Origin of the sequence: Salmonella sp. 32082101201600294FB01SM01 (genome assembly GCF_017572865.1) — a bacterium.
Lineage (GTDB): Bacteria > Pseudomonadota > Gammaproteobacteria > Enterobacterales > Enterobacteriaceae > Salmonella > Salmonella enterica.
Genome location: NZ_JAGESB010000001.1, coordinates 1417407 through 1433631, shown reverse-complemented (window position 1 = coordinate 1433631; position 16225 = coordinate 1417407). Strand labels below are relative to the sequence as shown.

The window sequence follows — 16225 nt, the reverse complement described above, 5'->3', positions numbered from 1 at the left end:
GATTGATTTATTCACTGGCAACGATTCGTAAATTGACTGGATTTTTGACTAAAGTTTATTTAGGATTTGTCTCATCTGATGATTAATTGTACCGATTGTTTGGTGCTGAAATGATAAGTGATACCGATAGCATGAGGTTAGTAATGCCTTCTGAAAACCAGGAACCGCGCCGCGACCCTGAGCTCAAACGTAAAGCATGGCTGGCGGTTTTTGTGGGTTCTGCGTTGTTCTGGGTAGTGGTAGCGCTTGTTATCTGGCATTGGTGGGGTTAAGTGAGCATTACGTCGGAACGCGAGCGCGTGGTCGCGCCCCCGATTCAATCTTGTGACGATGATAACACCCCGGATACGACCGTTTTTCGGTCTGTTCCGCAACACTGGACGCTCACACCGCAGCAGCGGGCATTTATTGATGCTTTTGCTGATGAGGTGTCACAAAAATAATATCCGTCTTTTTATTGGCGTTATTGTTTTATTAACGCTGTCTTATTACACCGCAGCAACCGTGTGCTGAGCGCCTCTCAGTATTGATTAAACACAGTTGGTGTCGCCTATGTTAACGTCAAATATAAAGTATTGGTCATGGACTGGCGCGTTTATATTATCGCTACTGTTCTGGGCCGAGTTAATCTGGATTGCCGTCTAATCTCGTCAAAGCCCGATAATGCGCTATTTATCGGGCTTTTTCATCTTCGCTCCTCGCCTGTTAGGTTTCTCCTCTTTTAGCAATTTGGGTTGTTATCAAAACGTTACATTTTGTTTGTGTTATCTTTAATACAACCCTGTGGAGAATCAGGGTAACGCAACCCTGTCATTTAAGGAGGAGCTATGTCGTCAACCCTACGAGAAGCCAGTAAGGATACATTGCAGGCCAAAGATAAAACGTATCATTACTACAGTCTGCCGCTGGCTGCCAAATCCCTGGGCGATATCGCCCGTTTGCCCAAATCACTTAAAGTGTTACTGGAAAACCTGTTGCGCTGGCAGGACGGCGAATCTGTGACTGATGAAGATATTCAGGCGCTGGCCGGTTGGCTTAAAAATGCCCATGCCGATCGTGAAATTGCCTGGCGGCCCGCCCGTGTCCTGATGCAGGACTTTACCGGCGTGCCTGCCGTTGTCGACCTGGCGGCGATGCGTGAAGCCGTTAAACGCCTCGGCGGCGATACGTCGAAAGTGAACCCGTTATCGCCGGTTGATCTGGTTATTGACCACTCTGTGACGGTCGATCATTTCGGCGATGACGATGCGTTTGAAGAAAACGTGCGGCTGGAAATGGAACGTAACCATGAGCGTTATATGTTCCTGAAATGGGGAAAGCAGGCATTCAGTCGTTTCAGCGTGGTGCCACCCGGAACCGGCATTTGCCATCAGGTTAACCTGGAATACCTGGGTAAAGCCGTCTGGAGCGAATTACAGGACGGGGAGTGGATTGCTTACCCGGACTCGCTGGTGGGGACTGACTCCCATACGACCATGATTAATGGTCTGGGCGTATTGGGGTGGGGCGTGGGCGGTATTGAAGCGGAAGCGGCGATGCTTGGTCAGCCCGTGTCGATGCTTATCCCGGATGTCGTCGGCTTTAAGTTAACCGGTAAACTTCGGGAGGGGATCACTGCCACTGACCTGGTGCTAACCGTCACGCAAATGCTGCGTAAGCATGGCGTCGTGGGTAAATTTGTTGAATTTTATGGTGATGGTCTGGATTCGCTGCCGTTGGCGGATCGCGCGACCATCGCTAATATGTCGCCGGAATATGGCGCAACCTGTGGTTTCTTCCCTATTGACGCCATTACCCTGGAATATATGCGATTAAGCGGACGTAGCGACGATCTGGTCGAGCTGGTTGAAGCCTACGCGAAGGCGCAGGGAATGTGGCGTAATCCCGGAGACGAACCGGTATTTACCAGTACGCTGGAACTGGATATGGGCGATGTCGAGGCCAGCCTGGCCGGGCCGAAACGCCCGCAGGATCGCGTAGCGTTAGGCGATGTGCCGAAAGCCTTTGCCGCCAGCGCCGAGCTGGAGCTGAATACCGCGCAAAGAGATCGCCAGCCGGTTGACTATACGATGAACGGACAGCCATATCAGCTTCCTGATGGCGCTGTCGTCATTGCCGCCATCACCTCCTGTACGAATACCTCGAATCCCAGCGTGCTGATGGCTGCGGGATTACTGGCGAAAAAGGCAGTAACGCTGGGGTTGAAGCGTCAACCTTGGGTCAAGGCTTCTCTGGCGCCGGGGTCAAAAGTGGTATCTGACTATCTGGCGCAGGCCAAACTTACGCCTTACCTGGATGAGCTCGGTTTTAACCTGGTCGGTTATGGCTGTACGACCTGTATCGGGAACTCCGGTCCGTTGCCGGAGCCTATTGAGACCGCGATTAAAAAAGGCGATCTGACGGTAGGGGCCGTGCTTTCCGGTAACCGAAATTTTGAAGGGCGTATCCATCCGCTGGTGAAAACGAACTGGCTGGCGTCGCCGCCGCTGGTGGTGGCGTATGCGCTGGCCGGAAACATGAATATTAACCTCGCGACAGACCCGCTGGGGTACGATCGTAAAGGCGATCCGGTATACCTGAAGGATATCTGGCCTTCAGCGCAGGAAATTGCCCGCGCCGTTGAACTGGTATCATCGGATATGTTCCGTAAAGAGTATGCGGAAGTGTTTGAGGGCACGGACGAATGGAAATCGATTCAGGTTGAATCGTCCGATACCTACGGATGGCAGTCGGATTCAACCTATATTCGCCTGTCGCCTTTCTTTGATGAAATGCAGGCCCAGCCTGCGCCCGTCAAAGATATCCACGGCGCGCGTATCCTGGCGATGCTGGGTGATTCGGTGACGACCGACCATATTTCCCCGGCCGGCAGTATCAAGCCGGACAGTCCCGCCGGACGCTATCTGCAAAATCACGGCGTTGAGCGGAAGGATTTTAACTCTTATGGATCACGGCGCGGTAACCATGAAGTGATGATGCGCGGTACGTTCGCCAATATTCGTATTCGCAACGAAATGCTGCCCGGCGTCGAAGGTGGGATGACGCGGCATTTGCCGGGTACGGAAGCGATGTCGATTTATGATGCCGCGATGCTCTACCAGCAGGAAAAAACGCCGCTGGCGGTGATTGCCGGGAAAGAGTATGGGTCGGGATCGAGCCGTGACTGGGCGGCAAAAGGTCCGCGGCTGTTAGGTATCCGCGTGGTGATCGCCGAGTCGTTCGAACGTATCCACCGCTCAAACCTGATTGGGATGGGGATCCTGCCGCTGGAGTTTCCACAGGGCGTAACGCGTAAAACGCTGGGACTGACCGGGGAAGAGGTGATTGATATCGCGGATCTGCAAAACCTGCGCCCTGGCGCGACCATTCCGGTGACGTTAACGAGATCGGACGGCAGCAAAGAAACGGTACCTTGTCGCTGTCGCATTGATACCGCCACCGAGCTGACTTACTACCAGAATGACGGCATATTGCACTATGTCATTAGAAATATGCTGAACTAAAGCCGTTTATCGGGCCTGCCGTAAACAGGCAGGCCCGCGCTTTAATACCGGTGGCTTACTTGTTTAGCAGGTGACCCATTTTGGCCGCTTTAGTATCGAGATAATGCTCATTATTTGGATTACGACCCACAATGAGCGGAACGCGTTCCACGATATTAATTCCCGCCTCGGTCAGTATTTCGACTTTCTTCGGATTATTGGTCAGCAGGCGAACTTCATCCACGCCGAGTAATTTGAACATATCCGCGCACAGGGTGAAATCACGCTCATCGGCGGCAAAGCCGAGCTGATGATTGGCCTCCACCGTGTCATAGCCTTGATCCTGTAACGCATAAGCGCGAATTTTATTAAGCAGGCCGATATTGCGGCCTTCCTGACGGTGGTAAATCAGAATACCGCGTCCTTCTTCCGCAATATGCGTCAGCGCGGCTTCCAGTTGAAAACCACAATCACAGCGCAGACTAAAAAGCGCGTCCCCGGTAAGACATTCGGAATGAACGCGAGCCAAGACCGGCGTTTTACCTGAAATATCGCCAAAAACCAGCGCGGCATGGTCGTGTCCGGTTGCCAGTTCTTCAAATCCCACCATCAGAAAGTCACCCAATGGGGTTGGCAGTTTGGCTTCTGCCACACGTTTAAGCTGCATGTATTTCTCCAGATTATGCTGACGCCTGCGGTGTCGTCGCCTGTTGGATTGTATCCCGCTATTTTGCCATAAGGCGGCGGTCATCACCTAATCACTACCACGTAATTGCTCAGGAATGGCACAAATTTGTCAATTTTCCAGTCCGGCGAGAATTTTCAGTTATGATTGTGATACTTACTTATAAAAGGAGCATCCATGCTTTCAATTGCGAGGCGCACCGCGGCAGGCGCAGCCCTGTTGCTTATCATGCCGCTTGCCGTATGGGTATCAGGCTGGCAGTGGCAGCCAGGACATCAGGTCTGGTGGCTAAAAACGCTATTCTGGATAACGGAAACCGTGACCAAACCCTGGGGCGTTATCACGCATGTGATTCTTTGCGGATGGTTCTTATGGTGCCTGCGATTTCGCCTGCGCGCCGCCATTATGCTGTTTGCGATTCTCGGTGGGGCGATTATCGTCGGGCAGGGCGTGAAGTCATGGGTAAAGGAGCGCGTACAGGAGCCGCGGCCATTTGTGGTCTGGCTTGAAAAAACGCACCATATTCCCGTCGATGAGTTCTACACTTTAAAGCGTACAGAACGCGGACATTTAGTGAAAGAGCAGTTGGCCGGGCAACAGAACATCCCCGTTTTCCTGCGTCAGCACTGGCAAAAAGAGACGGGTTTTGCGTTTCCCTCCGGACATACCATGTTTGCAGCGAGCTGGGCGCTTTTGGCCGTGGGTCTGTTATGGCCGCGCAGACGGACTTTCACCATCGCGTTTTTGTTAGTCTGGGCAACCGGCGTAATGGGCAGCCGTTTGCTTCTGGGAATGCACTGGCCGCGAGATTTAGTGGTCGCCACGCTTATCTCCTGGCTATTAGTTACCCTGGCGACCTGGCTGGCGCAGCGAATTTGCGGGCCGCTTATGCCGCCTCGTGAAGAAGCGCAAGAAATTGCTGAACGCGAGCAGGAAAGCTGACAACGGTTGATTTTCTGACTATTGCCCTTAAATCATCTGATGGCGGGCGCATTTCCATTTCGCGCGAGGCGGGAAAATGGTAATTTAGAAGGCTGGATGCGGTAAGTTGGACACGATTTATTCGCGCAAACCACATAACGGGAAGTAATGTGAAATATTTACTCATTTTCTTACTGGTATTGGCGATTTTTGTTATTTCGGTGACGCTGGGCGCGCAGAATGATCAACAGGTGACGTTTAACTACCTGCTGGCGCAAGGGGAGTATCGTATCTCCACGTTGCTTGCTGTGTTGTTCGCCGTCGGTTTTGCGATTGGCTGGCTGATTTGCGGCCTGTTCTGGCTGCGGGTCCGCGTTTCCCTTGCCCGTGCTGAACGTAAAATTAAACGACTGGAAAACAAGCTTTCGCCAGCAACCGACGTTGCGGTCCCTGCCGATTCGTCGGTTGTAAAGGAATAATCATTTATGTTGGAGTTGTTATTTCTGCTGTTGCCTGTAGCCGCTGCCTATGGGTGGTATATGGGTCGCAGAAGTGCGCAACAAACAAAACAGGATGAAGCTAACCGCCTGTCGCGCGATTATGTCGCAGGGGTTAACTTCCTGCTGAGTAACCAACAAGATAAAGCGGTGGATCTGTTCCTCGATATGCTTAAAGAGGATACCGGCACCGTTGAGGCTCATCTCACTCTCGGTAATCTGTTTCGCTCACGAGGCGAAGTCGATCGCGCCATTCGTATTCATCAAACGCTCATGGAAAGCGCTTCATTGACCTATGAACAGCGTTTACTGGCTGTTCAGCAACTGGGGCGCGACTATATGGCCGCCGGTTTATATGACCGCGCGGAAGATATGTTTAACCAACTTACCGACGAAACGGAATTTCGCGTAGGCGCGTTACAGCAGCTCTTGCAAATCTATCAGCTAACCAGCGACTGGCAAAAGGCGATCGAAGTAGCAGAACGGCTGGTGAAACTGGGCAAAGATAAACAGCGTATCGAAATCGCCCATTTTTACTGTGAGTTAGCGTTACAGCAAATGGGCAACGACGACATGGATCGCGCGATGGCGTTGCTGAAAAAAGGTGCCGCCGCAGATAAAAATAGCGCCCGGGTGTCTATCATGATGGGGCGCGTTTATATGGCGAGAGGGGATTACGCCAAAGCGGTCGAAAGCCTGCAACGTGTGATCGTTCAGGATAAAGAGCTGGTCAGCGAAACGCTGGAGATGCTGCAAACCTGTTATCAACAGCTCGGTAAAAATGCCGAGTGGGCGGAGTTTTTACGTCGCGCCGTTGAGGAGAATACCGGTGCTGGCGCTGAGTTAATGCTTGCCGATATTCTGGAAGCGCGTGAAGGTAGTGACGCAGCTCAAGTCTATATCACACGTCAGCTACAGCGACATCCTACCATGCGGGTGTTCCATAAGCTGATGGATTACCATCTCAACGAGGCGGAAGAAGGGCGAGCGAAAGAAAGCCTGATGGTACTGCGTGATATGGTTGGCGAGCAGGTGCGCAGTAAACCGCGGTATCGTTGTCAGAAATGCGGTTTTACCGCCTATACCTTGTACTGGCACTGTCCGTCCTGCCGGGCATGGTCGACCATTAAACCTATTCGCGGACTTGATGGGCAGTAGTATATAAAAAAAGCTTCACTTTAGTTACAACATACTTAATGATGTAAAACTAAAAACAACGCTGGCATCGGCGACCAAGGCTTATCAGGTTGTCAATCGAACCTATTAATTTCCCTGCGCCGCAGGTAGAATGCACGCCGTTTATCCAATTTGCGCCACTTCCGGTGCCCATCATCAAGAAGGTCTGGTCATGACGTTTACTGCTTCATCTTCTTCCTGCGCTATTACTGAATCGCCTGTCGTTGTGGCGTTGGATTACCATGAACGCGATAAAGCCCTGGCGTTTGTCGATAAAATCGATCCTCGCGATTGTCGCTTAAAAGTAGGCAAAGAGATGTTCACGCTGTTTGGTCCACAGCTCGTTCGGGATCTCCAGCAGCGTGGGTTTGATGTCTTTCTTGATCTAAAATTTCATGATATTCCCAACACCACGGCCCGGGCAGTCGCCGCAGCGGCAGACCTGGGCGTCTGGATGGTAAACGTTCACGCGTCTGGCGGGGCGAGAATGATGGCCGCAGCGCGCGACGCGCTGGCGCCATTCGGTAAAGATGCGCCGTTGCTCATTGCCGTGACCGTGTTGACCAGTATGGAAACCTGCGATCTGCGCGATCTGGGCGTGACGTTGTCACCGGCGGAACATGCGGAGCGGCTGGCGCGCCTGACGCAGCAATGCGGGCTGGATGGCGTGGTCTGTTCCGCTCAGGAAGCGGTCAGATTTAAACAGGTCTTTGGCACTGCATTTAAGCTGGTGACGCCGGGCATTCGGCCCGCAGGCAGCGAGGCAGGCGATCAGCGACGCATTATGACGCCCGAACAGGCATTATCCGCCGGCGTCGACTATATGGTGATTGGCCGCCCGGTTACGCAATCGGTAGATCCGGCGCAAACGCTGAAGGATATTAACGCGTCACTGAAACGGGAGGCATAATGAGCGATTCCAATAGTCGTCTGGTTTATTCAACACAGACGGGGCGCATTGAAGAACCTAAAACGGCGCCGGTTCGTCCCAAAGGGGATGGTATCGTTCGCATTCAGCGTCAAACCAGTGGCCGTAAGGGTAAAGGCGTATGTTTGATTACCGGTATCGAGATGAATGATGCGGAATTAACCAAACTGGCGGCTGAACTGAAGAAAAAATGCGGCTGTGGCGGGGCAGTAAAAGAAGGGATTATTGAAATTCAGGGTGATAAACGCGACTTGATAAAATCATTGCTGGAAGCTAAAGGAATGAAAGTAAAATTAGCTGGCGGCTAATGAAAACGCCACGGTTGTAAATTACCGTGGCGTAAAAGTCAACTTTGTCTATTTTTGTAATCCAGACCTGAAAAGAATAAACGTATTATTTTGAGCCGTTCAATATTTAAACGTCTGGATTATTTTCCAACCTGGTGACCAATCACGCCGCCGACCGCCGCGCCGCCCAGGGTGCCTAATGTACTGCCGTCCGTTAACACTGCGCCGCCTAACGCCCCCGCACCTGCGCCAATAGCCGTGTTGCGATCGCGCTTGGACCAGTTTGAGCAGGCGCTCAGAGACATTGCTACGGTGATTGCCAGCACAGCAGCGGCCATTTTTTTGCTCGTCATAAACATAATACTCTCTCCTGAATTAACGATTCACGGAATTAAGCTCACTATAACTATAGTTAAAATAAAACCTGTTAAGAGATTTTCCGTAAAACCTGATTGCGCAGGGGTATATCACGCAGGTGATAGTCACTTCCTGTTATTTCGCTAATATTAATTTTACGACGTTACGCTCGTTACAACAGGTAAATAGTCTTAATTGGGGTGTCAGAAAAGTCTTAGAGAGAGGATGATTTGCCATAGGGCAAACCATCGGGAAATATTTTAAACGGATGAGCCAATAACATTGACTAGCAGCCCTGCATGTTCTAACTGCATTTGATCGCTGGCGGAAATTCTGGAATCCGTAATGACACGATGGAAGCGAGAGAGCGGGCCCAGGGGATAGGGATGCACACAGCCAAATTTGGAGCTGTCGGTGAGGACAATCGCTTCTGAGCCTTTTTCCAGAACAGCGTTAACCACATCCGATCGCATCATATCGCGTCCGGTAAAGCCGGTATCAGCCTGCCAGCCATCAATACCGATAAATGCTTTGCTGAAATGCACTTGATGGATAAACTGTCGCGTCAACGGCCCTACCATGCTTTCACTTTTTTTCTGATAGATTCCACCGAGGAGAATGACTTCGCAAGGAGTTTCTTTGAGCAGATGCGCGATATAACTGCTCACGGTGATGATCGTGACATCTTTTTGTTCCGCCAACGTCCGGGCCAATAGCGCATTGCTGCTGCCATTTTCAATAAAAACGGATTCCCCTGGACTGACCAGCGAGGCGGCGAACTCCGCCAGTCGGCGTTTTAGCGTGTAGTTCGTCATCATGCGAGTCTCTACGTCATCGCTCTCAAGCGAAACGGCGAAACCGTGCGCACGGCGTAAATAGCTCTGCTTTTCCAGGGTATTCAGATCCTGACGAATCGTGACTTCAGATACGCCGGTAATTTTCGCCAGTTCAGCAACGCTCATCTGGCCTTTATCAACCACCATTTGCAAAATTGATTGTTGTCGGGAGTTCATAGTATTAATTTTATACGTTAAGAGGAGTCAACAGACAGTTAGAGAGCCGGGAAGGGCTAACGGCCATCCCGGACAAATTATCGCTATCAGATTTCCCAGGGCGACCCGGGAGCCTGGGATGGCGAGATACCGTCTTTAACCTGATCTAACAGCTCTGCTCTCAATATTTCAAGGTTATTGATGGCCGAGTGGTAATCGCCAGCAACAAGGATATCCAGCACGGTATCAATGCGTGCGGCAATTCGTTGTGCTTCGATATCAGACATGTTTGTCATCCTTAATGTCAGAAAAGGTTTCAATTCATGATGCAGAAATTAATCTGAAAAGAGAAGGGAAAAATAGGGCTATGCCTGTCTGCACAGGCTGTTCTCCCTATTATCGTCGCCATTAACGCATTTTTTTCGTCTGATAACGTTTGTACCAGCGTTCAAAAGAAACGGCGGGCATAGGTTTGGCGAATAAAAAACCCTGTCGTTCATTGACGCCGTTTTTTGTCAGGAAGGCATCTTCTTTAGCATTTTCTACACCTTCGGCAATCACTTGTAAATTTAGCGCCTGAGCCACCGCGACAATCGCCCTAACCAGAGATTGCGACAGCGGTTGCTTATGGATATCTCTGACGAAAGCCTGATCCAGTTTAACGGCATCAATAGGGAACCGGGCGAGTTGAGAAAGCGAAGAATACCCGGTGCCAAAATCATCCAGATGGATCTGAGCGCCGAGCTGACTAAATTGCTGGATAACCGATAGCGCCAGCGTGTCGTTTTCGATCAGGCAGCTTTCCGTTAGCTCGACATCGATCGGGCAATACTCAAAATTCAGATCGTACAAAGCCTGTTTAAGCGCAGTAAAAAGCGTCTGGTCGGCCAGTTGTCGCGCCGAAAAGTTAACGGCTACGCGCAAGTTAATCCCCTTATCGCGCCATTTCGCAATCTGGCGAACCACATCCAGAATCACCCAGCGGCCCAGCGGGACGATGAGTCCTGACTCTTCGGCGTATGAGATGAACTCCAGCGGCGGAATTAATCCGCGTTCCGGCGATTGCCAGCGTACCAGCGCTTCCAGGCTACGTACTTCGCCGCGCCAGGTAATTTTGGGCTGATAGTGAATAAGTAACTGGTCGTTTTCCAGCGCTTTTCGCAGGTTTGTATCCAGCCAGTGATAGTCAAATACGCGCTGATTCATTTCCGGCGAAAAAACGCAGAACTGACCGCGGCCGCCTTCTTTGGCGTTATACATTGCGGTGTCGGCAGTGCGAATGAGACTTTCGCTGTCCTGTCCGTGCCGGGGGGCCAACGAAATGCCAATGGCGCATCCCGTGTAAACTTCAATGAGTCCAATGCGAAACGGTTGCCGCAGCCGGGTAAGGATTCGTGAGGCTACTGCTTCCAGCGCGGCCTGAGACGTATGGGCAGCGAGGACAATGAATTCATCTCCCCCCAGTCTGGCCAGCAATTGATCTTCCTCCAGACAACTCAACAGCGCCAGCGAAACGGCCTGTAAGAGCTGATCGCCAAACATATGCCCATAGGCGTCATTAATTTTCTTGAAGTTATCCAGATCGAGATAAACGATACCCACCTGCGACTCGCCAGCCGAGGCAATAGCATGATTAATAAATTCATGGATAGCATTGCGATTGGGCAGGCCGGTGACGGTGTCTGTATTCGCCAGTATGCGTAAACGCTCCTGAGCCCGCCTTTCTTCGGTGATATCCGTGCCTGCGCAGATCAGGAAAATTTCGTTTTTTCCGCTGCCGTTATGGACGAATTTATTACGAAATAAGAACAGGCGTTGGCCTTTACGGGTCTTTATCCAGCGTTCGATTTCATAGGCATTGCCATTGCGAAAAAAATTCTCAATGTAGTGCCGGGAGGCAACCGCCTCCCGGCGACTCATAAATAATTTAAAGACGCTTTGACCAATTACATCTTGCTCTTTTAAGCCCGTGTACTCTTCGCATAACCGATTAAATCGACAGATTTTTCCCCGACTATCCAGTATCGCAATGACTGAGTTGGCTTCTGATACGATTTGCTCGGCAAAAGAGAGCTCCTGCGCCTGCGTTGGCGAGACGGCAGGCGTATCAGGCCAGGTTGCCAGGCTGCCAGCCCATTCACGGTTATTAATCTTACGGCCTACCAGGTGCACAGCGGTAACCTGTTTTTCTATCAACAACGTTATCAGCAGACTGGACGTAATCGCCGTTATTTCCCGGATACGCCCGGCTTGTTCCGGCGATAGCTCAACCGTTTTTTCTGCATCCGTTTCACCTGTCGGGGAGAGATACAGCACGTTGCGGTTATCAGCCAGACGCCAGTGAGAGTGAAGGGGACTTAGCGCCGTTTGTTCCTGAATCTGTTTCATCATGCATACCATCCCATTTAAGCGCCAGGTGCCCGAAAAGAAAGGTTAGCCATGTTATAAATAAGGGTAATTATGGCTGAACGTATTGTTTTATCTATGTATTCATATGTAATCCAGATTCTGGAAAAAGCATAGTCGCCAGCTAAAAATAACAAGAAATGGGGCGCTTGAATAAGATTAAACGCAGAGCATGACGGAAGGGAGAAGAAGAAAAGAAACGGCCTTTGCCTTCTCAGCAAAGGCCGTTGAGCGAGCTAAGCGTGGTTACGCTGCCGGTCGGGCAATAATGCTGCGGGTTTCCATGCGAACTTCCGCAATAGTGACATCAATGACATCCGTCACTTTATAAACCGTCTCACCTTTAATCTGTACCGTACCGTTTTCCTGGCTGCATACCAGTTCATCGCGAACGGCGTGCAGGAACGGGGCAGGGATAAAGGCGATAGCGCCGTTATCGACCAGTCGCACACGCATACCACCGCGGCTGACGTCAATAATTTCTGCCGCGAAACGGGTATTTGTCCCCGCCTTATCGTTAAGGAAGCGTGCATATAACCAGTCGCCGACATCGCGCTCCGCCATACGGTTCAGGCGACGGCGTTCCGCCATTTGCTGGGTGATATCTTCCTGCGGACGCGCAATAGCCTCCCCCTTGATGACCGCTTTCAGCAGGCGATGGTTAATCATATCGCCATACTTACGGATGGGAGAGGTCCAGGTGGCGTAAGCCTCAAGACCAAGACCGAAATGCGGCCCCGGCTCGGTGCTGATTTCCGCAAAAGACTGGAAGCGACGAATGCGGCTGTCAAGGAAACCGGAGGGCTGCGCATCCAGTTCGCGACGCAGTTTACAGAAGCCTTCCAGCGTCAGCACCTCTTCGGCATCGACATGAAGACCATGCGTTTTCAGCAGTGCGGCCAGCGCGTCGGCATTCGCGGGATCGAAGCCCGTATGTACGTTGTAAATACCGAAACCGAGCTTATCGCGCAGTACGCGCGCGGCGCAAAGGTTAGCGGCGATCATCGACTCTTCTACGATACGGTTAGCGATACGGCGCGGTTCCGCCACAATATCCAGTACTTCGCCTTTTTCGCCAAGCACAAAGCGATAATCCGGGCGGTCTTTAAAGACTAACGCATGATGATGACGCCACTCACTGCGGCTTAGACAAATACGGTGCAACAGACGAATCTGCTGGGCAATGCCTTCGTTATCCGGCTGCCAGGTGCCGTTATTTTCCAGCCAGTCGGAGACATTGTCGTACGCCAGCTTGGCCTTCGATTCGATGGTGGCCGCAAAAAAGGCGATATCATCGTCAATGGTGCCGTCTGCGGCGATTATCATGCGACAGGCGAGCGCCGGACGCACTTCGTTGGCGCGCAGTGAGCACAGATCGTCAGACAGCTCACGCGGCAGCATAGGAATATTGAAGCCCGGCAGGTAGTTGGTGAAGGCGCGAATTTTCGCGGCGTTATCCAGCTTACTGCCTTCGGCAATCCAGGCGGTAGGATCGGCGATAGCCACCGTAAGCTGGAGTCTGCCGTCCGCTAATTCCTCAGCATAAAGCGCGTCATCCATATCTTCAGTGCTGGCGCTATCGATAGTGACGAAATTCAGCGCGGTCAGATCCTGGCGCTCCAGCCCTTCGTCCAGCATCTCCGTCGCTACGCCGTTCGGCGCTTCTTTTTCCAGGTTGTGGCGGGCAAGCGTAACCCACCAGGGAACAAAGTGATCGTCGGCAAAGGTGATGTACTGCGTTAAATCGGCGTAAAACGAACGGTCGCCTTTAAGCGGATGGCGGCGCATTTCAGCAACCGCCCAGTCACCTTCTTTGAACTCATGCTGAACGCCGCGCGCGGCGCGGCAGGGAATCGCGTCTTTCAGCAACGGATGATCCGGCACGATGGACAGGCGGTCATTTTTACCCTGAACTTTTCCCACAAAGCGCGTCAGGAACGGTTCGATCAGTTCTTCCGGCTCGGCAGACTCCCGTTCTTTTTCCGTGTGGATGACCGCGACGATACGATCGCCATGCATCACTTTTTTCATCTGCGGCGGAGGAATGAAATAGCTTTTTTGCGCGTCAACTTCAAGGAAGCCAAAGCCTTTTTCCGTGGCTTTTACGACCCCTTCAGCGCGCGGCGTCTGGGAATGCAGTTGCTGTTTAAGCTGCGCTAGCAGCGGGTTGTCCTGAAACATATTCGTCTATTTTCGTAGCCAAAAGAGCGGCTGACAGTTTTACGCGATTCTGCCTGGCGCAGCAAGCGCTCTTTCTGTAATGGATGAGTTAATAGGTTTCGCCCAACGCGATTTTTAAACGATTTAACCATCCGCACACGCCGCACCAGCCTAACATATTAATGGCCTGCTCCGATGAAACTCCCCTGGTGAGTAGCGGGAAAAAATGCGCGGCGCTAAAGCGATCGGGCGCTCTGGTGAGCCATTGTATCGCCTGTGTCAGCGCAGGCTCAAGTTCCCAACGAGCGATGTCGTCGTCTTCCTGGCGTAACGTGATGACAGCGCGACGCCACGCGCCAGGTTGGGTTGCCTGTTCGTTAAAGCAGGCGGCGCTGCCGTTGATACGTGATGTGAGGAGCGTGATAAGTGGAAGTAAAGAGGGGGGCGACGCAGTGTGTAATGTGCTGGTCAGTATGCGTTCGAGTAACGCGAATGAAGACGGATCGCAGATGAGTACCGGTGCCATCATTTGGCATTGTGAAGACGAATATTGCCGCTGAACTTTGGTATGGGCGGGAGGATATTCTACCAGACTGGCGGCGGGCTGCCATGTCGTCTGGGGGTTTTGAAACCGCGCGGCCCTGGCAAAGCGCTGCATCTCCTGGCCGGGCAGTTCGCGCACGGGTAGACGACAAAACGCCTGAAATATCGCCGCTACCCGCGCCTGAAAACCGATAAACCCAATGATCTGATTGATGAGTACGGTATCCCGGGTGGTTAATCCCACCTCTGCAAGTTGTTCGCGGGCCCGCGTATTGATAACGGAGGGGGAGCCGGCAAGCTGACGAGCGTATTGCGTAATTTGCGCCAGCCGTTGATTGCTCTCTCTTGAGGCATCAGGGCCGGGTAGCGGCGCCAGACGAGCGGCATAATAGCGGCACAAACGCTGAACCCCAAATACCTGAGCGGCGGTCAGCGCGGTGCTCATACGTTCATAGGCGCTAAATGTATGAAGCCGGTCGTTGAGAACCGTGCGGGGAAATAAGACATCCGCCAACTGGCGAGCTGGCTTTAACCATGACTCAAAAGGCGTCAACGCGGTTTCTGCTACCGCTAAATCCAGTAAAAATCGATCGTTAACATACGCGGCTTCCGGCATTAGCGAAAGCGGGGTTTGTGACGACATAGTGGATTGTGTTTCATGATACCAGTGGCTTTTACCCGCTTTTCGGCATTGTTCCATAGGGTTTCCCGAGGATGAAATGGCGATCGATAATGATTCGGCGTCGGATCGTTTATGCTGGATTATCCTGGCGTATGCGGGAAAGGGATGAAAGATTGTTAGGTGATAACAAATATCAGAACGCTATATAACGAGATGAGTGGTGAGTGAGGGGAATGGGGCAGCACAGCCGTGCCGCCCGCTAATAAACTTAATGCGCTTACTTCAGTTCCAGTTCATTCATTGCCGCAATGCTGAACCCGCCGTCAACATGGACGACTTCGCCAGAAATGCCTGCCGAGAGATCGGAACACAGAAACGCCGCTGAGTTACCCACATCTTCAATGGTCACGGTGCGACGAATTGGCGTAACGGCTTCACAATGCGCCAGCATTTTACGGAAATCTTTAATACCGGACGCCGCCAGCGTGCGGATTGGACCCGCAGAGATGGCGTTGACGCGAACCCCTTCCGGCCCCATTGCATTTGCCATATAACGCACGTTGGCTTCCAGAGAGGCTTTCGCCAGACCCATGACATTGTAGTTCGGGATGGCGCGCTCCGCTCCCAGATAAGACAAGGTCAACAGCGCAGAACCCGGATTCAGCATGGTGCGGCAGGCTTTCGCCATGGCAACAAAGCTGTAAGAGCTAATATCGTGAGCGATTTTAAAGCCTTCGCGGGTAACCGCATTAACATAATCGCCGTCCAGCTGATCGCCAGGCGCGAAACCAATTGAGTGTACGAAACCGTCAAATTTCGGCCAAACGTTACCCAGCTCCGCAAACATAGCGTCAATGCTGGCATCTTCAGCGACATCACACGGTAAAACGATGCTGGAACCCAGCTGGGCAGCAAATTCTTCTACGCGGCCTTTCAGTTTGTCGTTCTGGTAGGTGAACGCCAGTTCAGCTCCTTCGCGGTGCATCGCCTGTGCGATACCGTAGGCGATGGACAGTTTACTGGCCACGCCAGTGACCAGAATGCGCTTACCGGAAAGAAAACCCATAGCTTTAATCCTTATAGTCATTGCTTATTTTTTGCTTTTACGAACAATGGTTAACAGCAACTTTTCAACATTATTCGAAATTAGTCTGAAATTATATCTCACT

At 51.8% G+C, this 16225-nt stretch carries 15 protein-coding genes and 1 pseudogene; 8 read left to right on the top strand and 8 right to left on the bottom strand.

Annotation, left to right across the window (positions count from 1 at the left end):
• Nucleotides 1–131: 131 nt before the first annotated feature.
• The 3 genes from J4645_RS06970 (at nt 132) to acnA (ending at nt 3503) form a co-directional block, all read left to right on the top strand.
• Entirely contained in the window at nt 132–272 is a 141-nt protein-coding gene (locus tag J4645_RS06970; RefSeq protein ID WP_213083417.1) for a YmiA family putative membrane protein, read from the top strand.
• Nucleotides 273–552: 280 nt separating this feature from the next.
• Complete coding sequence (ymiC, locus tag J4645_RS22190) at nt 553–645, top strand: small membrane protein YmiC (RefSeq protein WP_223148964.1); 93 nt, start codon at nt 553–555, stop codon at nt 643–645.
• Nucleotides 646–827: 182 nt separating this feature from the next.
• The gene (gene acnA / locus J4645_RS06965) at nt 828–3503 is read left to right on the top strand and encodes an aconitate hydratase AcnA (protein ID WP_000099466.1); all 2676 of its coding nucleotides are present in this window, start codon (nt 828–830) and stop codon (nt 3501–3503) included.
• 55 nt (nt 3504–3558) lie between these two features.
• On the opposite strand, the gene ribA is transcribed toward acnA, so the two are convergent.
• Complete coding sequence (gene ribA / locus J4645_RS06960) at nt 3559–4149, bottom strand: GTP cyclohydrolase II (protein WP_001176283.1); 591 nt, start codon at nt 4147–4149, stop codon at nt 3559–3561.
• Nucleotides 4150–4344: 195 nt separating this feature from the next.
• Between ribA and pgpB the strand changes: the two genes are divergently transcribed.
• The 5 genes from pgpB to yciH all read left to right on the top strand — a co-directional run bounded on the left by pgpB (nt 4345) and on the right by yciH (nt 7997).
• Entirely contained in the window at nt 4345–5109 is a 765-nt protein-coding gene (gene pgpB, locus J4645_RS06955; RefSeq protein WP_000948651.1) for a phosphatidylglycerophosphatase B, read from the top strand.
• Nucleotides 5110–5258: 149 nt separating this feature from the next.
• Nucleotides 5259–5567, top strand: coding sequence for a LapA family protein (locus J4645_RS06950; RefSeq protein ID WP_000876301.1), 309 nt, complete (start codon nt 5259–5261; stop codon nt 5565–5567).
• 6 nt (nt 5568–5573) lie between these two features.
• Entirely contained in the window at nt 5574–6743 is a 1170-nt protein-coding gene (gene lapB, locus J4645_RS06945; protein ID WP_000891378.1) for a lipopolysaccharide assembly protein LapB, read from the top strand.
• A 190-nt stretch (nt 6744–6933) separates the two neighbouring features.
• Nucleotides 6934–7671 (top strand): orotidine-5'-phosphate decarboxylase, encoded by a 738-nt coding sequence (pyrF, locus tag J4645_RS06940; RefSeq protein WP_023212463.1) that lies wholly within the window; start codon nt 6934–6936, stop codon nt 7669–7671.
• Complete coding sequence (gene yciH / locus J4645_RS06935; protein WP_001285199.1) at nt 7671–7997, top strand: stress response translation initiation inhibitor YciH; 327 nt, start codon at nt 7671–7673, stop codon at nt 7995–7997. Before pyrF ends, yciH begins: the two co-directional genes overlap by 1 nt.
• Before the next feature lie 119 nt (nt 7998–8116).
• Here the strand turns inward: yciH and osmB are convergent, their stop codons facing one another.
• The 7 genes and pseudogenes from osmB to fabI all read right to left on the bottom strand — a co-directional run bounded on the left by osmB (nt 8117) and on the right by fabI (nt 16122).
• A complete protein-coding gene (gene osmB / locus J4645_RS06930; protein WP_000481166.1) occupies nt 8117–8335 on the bottom strand; it encodes an osmotically-inducible lipoprotein OsmB in 219 nt (72 codons plus the stop codon).
• A gap of 258 nt (nt 8336–8593) precedes the next feature.
• Nucleotides 8594–9346: a DNA-binding transcriptional regulator YciT gene (locus J4645_RS06925; protein ID WP_001088594.1), complete on the bottom strand. Its 753-nt coding sequence runs from the start codon at nt 9344–9346 to the stop codon at nt 8594–8596.
• A gap of 86 nt (nt 9347–9432) precedes the next feature.
• On the bottom strand, nt 9433–9612 hold the full coding sequence (locus J4645_RS06920; protein ID WP_001279854.1) for a hypothetical protein: 180 nt from the start codon (nt 9610–9612) through the stop codon (nt 9433–9435).
• A gap of 121 nt (nt 9613–9733) precedes the next feature.
• Nucleotides 9734–11716: a cyclic di-GMP phosphodiesterase gene (pdeR, locus tag J4645_RS06915; RefSeq protein ID WP_000977605.1), complete on the bottom strand. Its 1983-nt coding sequence runs from the start codon at nt 11714–11716 to the stop codon at nt 9734–9736.
• A 261-nt stretch (nt 11717–11977) separates the two neighbouring features.
• Nucleotides 11978–13912, bottom strand: coding sequence for an exoribonuclease II (locus tag J4645_RS06910; RefSeq protein WP_000485041.1), 1935 nt, complete (start codon nt 13910–13912; stop codon nt 11978–11980).
• A 244-nt stretch (nt 13913–14156) separates the two neighbouring features.
• A pseudogene (locus J4645_RS06905) lies at nt 14157–15134 on the bottom strand (CMD domain-containing protein); the annotation flags it as partial.
• 199 nt (nt 15135–15333) lie between these two features.
• Entirely contained in the window at nt 15334–16122 is a 789-nt protein-coding gene (fabI, locus tag J4645_RS06900) for an enoyl-ACP reductase FabI (protein WP_000506501.1), read from the bottom strand.
• Nucleotides 16123–16225 lie beyond the last annotated feature (103 nt).